A 2,755-nucleotide genomic window follows, 5' to 3' on the forward strand; every position below is an offset into this window, starting at 1 on the left:
ATATTAGCAGAAAAACCTTTTTGCATCAATTGCTTATGCCGCCTGGTCGCGCGTGCCTCGGCGCTGGCCGTCAGGAACACCTTCAGGACGGCGTCCGGGAAGATCACCGTGCCCATGTCGCGGCCGTCCGCCACGAGGCCCGGCGTCTTGCGGAACGCCCGCTGGCGCGCGACGAGCGCGGTGCGCACGGGGCCGTGCACGGCAATCGCCGACGCGCGGTTGCCGACCGCTTCGGCACGAATGTCGTTCGACACGTCGACGCCGTCGAGCTGCGCGCAACCTTCACGGAACGTGATGTGCAGATCGTCGATCAGCTTCACCAGCGCGTCGATGTCTTCCGCGGCGATGCCGTAGCGCACGCTCGCGAGCGCCGCGAGCCGGTACAGCGCGCCGCTGTCGAGCAGGTGAAAACCGAGGTGCGCGGCGACGAGCGCCGCGACGGTGCCCTTGCCGGAAGCAGTCGGGCCGTCGATCGTGATGACGGGAGTCGGGTGAAAGGGTCGGGTCGATTTCATCGGAACAGTCGGGTCAGGCCTTGGCGAGCGCGGCGAAGCGGTCGAAATAGTCGGGGAACGTCTTGCCGACGCACTTCGGATCGTTGATCCGCACGGGCACGCCGCCCAGGCTCACGAGCGAGAAGCACATCGCCATCCGGTGATCGTCGTACGTATCGATCGCCGCGTTCGGCGTGAGCTTTTCCGGCGGCGTGACGACGAGATAGTCGGGGCCTTCCTCGACGATCGCGCCGACCTTGCGCAACTCGGTCGCCATCGCGGCGATGCGGTCGGTCTCCTTCACACGCCAGCTCGCGATGTTGCGCAGCGTGCTCGTGCCGTTCGCGAACAGCGCCGCGACCGCGATGGTCATCGCCGCGTCGGGAATCAGGTTGAAGTCCATGTCGATCGGCTCGAGCTTGCCGTGATCGTGGCCGATGCCGCGCACGTCGATCCAGTCGTCGCCCATCGTCACGTTCGCGCCCATCTGCATCAGCGCATTCGCGAAACCGACGTCACCCTGGATACTCGCCCGCCCCACGCCTTCGACCCGCAGCGGGCCGCCGCCGAGCGCGCCGGCCGCGAGGAAATACGACGCGGACGACGCGTCGCCCTCGACCATGATTCGCCCCGGCGAGCGGTAGCGGACGCCGGCCGGCACCACGAAGCGCTGCCAGCCATCGCGCTCGACGGTCACGCCGAAGCGCTCCATCAGCCGGATCGTGATGTCGATGTACGGTTTCGAGATCAGCTCGCCGTCGACTTCGACGACGGTCCGGCCATCCTTCGACTTCACGAGCGGCAGCGTCATCAGGAGCGCGGTGAGGAACTGGCTCGACACGTCACCGCGCACGCGGATCGGCGCATCGACCGAAATCGTCGCGGGCTTGATCCGCAGCGGCGGGTAACCTTCGTTCAGCTCGTAGTCGATCTGCGCGCCGATCTGGCGCAGGCCGTCGACGAGATCGCCGATCGGCCGCTCGTGCATGCGCGGCACGCCGTGCACGCGGTAGTCGCCGCCGTTCACCGCGAGTGCGGCGGTCAGCGGCCGCACGGCCGTGCCCGCGTTGCCGAGGAACAGATCGGCCGTCTTCGCGGTGAACGCGCCGCGCGTGCCGGTGACGACACAGGTGTCGCCATCGCGCGCGAGCTTCACGCCGAGCTTGCCGAGTGCGTCGAGCATCACGCGCGTGTCGTCGGAGTCGAGCAGGTTGGTGATCGTCGTTTCGCCTTCGGCGAGCGCCGCGAGCAGCAACACGCGGTTCGAAATGCTCTTCGAGCCGGGCAGGCGCACGGTGCCCGATGCGCTGGAGTACGGGCCGAGATCGAGGTAGTCCATGGGAATCGTCCTGTTATTTCTTGACCGGTTCGGCAGCGGGTGTGCCGCCGCGTTCCTGCCATGCCTTGCGTGCGGCGCGCGAGCGCGTGAATACGGCTTCGAGCGCCGCGCCGTCGCCGGCATCGATCGCCGCGCGCAGCCGCGTGAGCACGCGCGTGTAGCCGTCGAGTTCGTCGAGCAGCGCCGCGCGGTTCGCGACGCACACATCGCGCCACATTTCCGGGTTCGACGCCGCGATGCGCGTGAAATCGCGGAAACCGCCGGCCGCGTACGAGAATTTCAGCTCCGCGTCGGCCTCGCCGAGAATCTGCTCGACGAGCGCGAACGACAGCACGTGCGGCAGATGGCTGATCGACGCGAATACGCGATCGTGCTGTTCGGTGCTCATCATGCGCACGTCGGCGCCGGTCGCGCGCCACATCGCGTCGATCCTGGCCACCGCGTCGGGCGCGTTCTCCGGCAGCGGGCACAGCACGACGTTGCGGCCGACGTAGAGGTCCGGCAACGCCGCCTCGACGCCGCTCGACTCGCGCCCCGCGATCGGATGACCCGGCACGAACTGCGCGATCCGCGCGCCGAGCGCGTCGCGCGCGGCCGCGACGACATCGGACTTAGTGCTGCCCGCATCGGTGACGATCGTCGCGCCGTCGAGCCACGGGGCGATGCGCGCGAGCAACGGGCCCGTCTGCGCGACGGGCGCGGCCAGCAAGACGAGATCGGCGCCGGCGAGCGCGTCGCGCAACTGCGCGTCGTCGTCGAGCGCCGCCGCGCGATCGATCACGCCGAGCGACAGCGCGCGCTCGACCGACGCGCGCGAACGGCCCACGCCGACGATCTCGCCCGCGCCGCCCGGCGCGCGCTCGCGCAGCGCGCAGGCCAGCGATCCGCCGATCAGGCCGACGCCGAAGATGACCAGTTTGTT

General features: G+C 69.1%; 3 protein-coding genes. All 3 read right to left on the reverse strand.

Annotation, left to right across the window (positions count from 1 at the left end):
- Positions 1 to 515 (reverse strand): (d)CMP kinase (gene cmk / locus JMF90_RS32310; protein ID WP_201325952.1); only part of this gene is annotated, 515 nt, incomplete at its 3' end.
- Between the two features lie 13 nt (positions 516 to 528).
- Positions 529 to 1,833 carry a 3-phosphoshikimate 1-carboxyvinyltransferase gene (gene aroA, locus JMF90_RS32315; RefSeq protein ID WP_054927515.1) on the reverse strand — a complete coding sequence of 435 codons (1,305 nt, stop codon included), beginning with the start codon at positions 1,831 to 1,833 and terminating at the stop codon, positions 529 to 531.
- A gap of 13 nt (positions 1,834 to 1,846) precedes the next feature.
- The coding region (locus JMF90_RS32320; RefSeq protein WP_201325953.1) for a prephenate dehydrogenase/arogenate dehydrogenase family protein at positions 1,847 to 2,755 on the reverse strand (909 nt) is incomplete at its 5' end.

Origin of the sequence: Burkholderia sp. E168m23 (assembly GCF_016586125.1) — a bacterium.
GTDB lineage: Bacteria > Pseudomonadota > Gammaproteobacteria > Burkholderiales > Burkholderiaceae > Burkholderia > Burkholderia orbicola.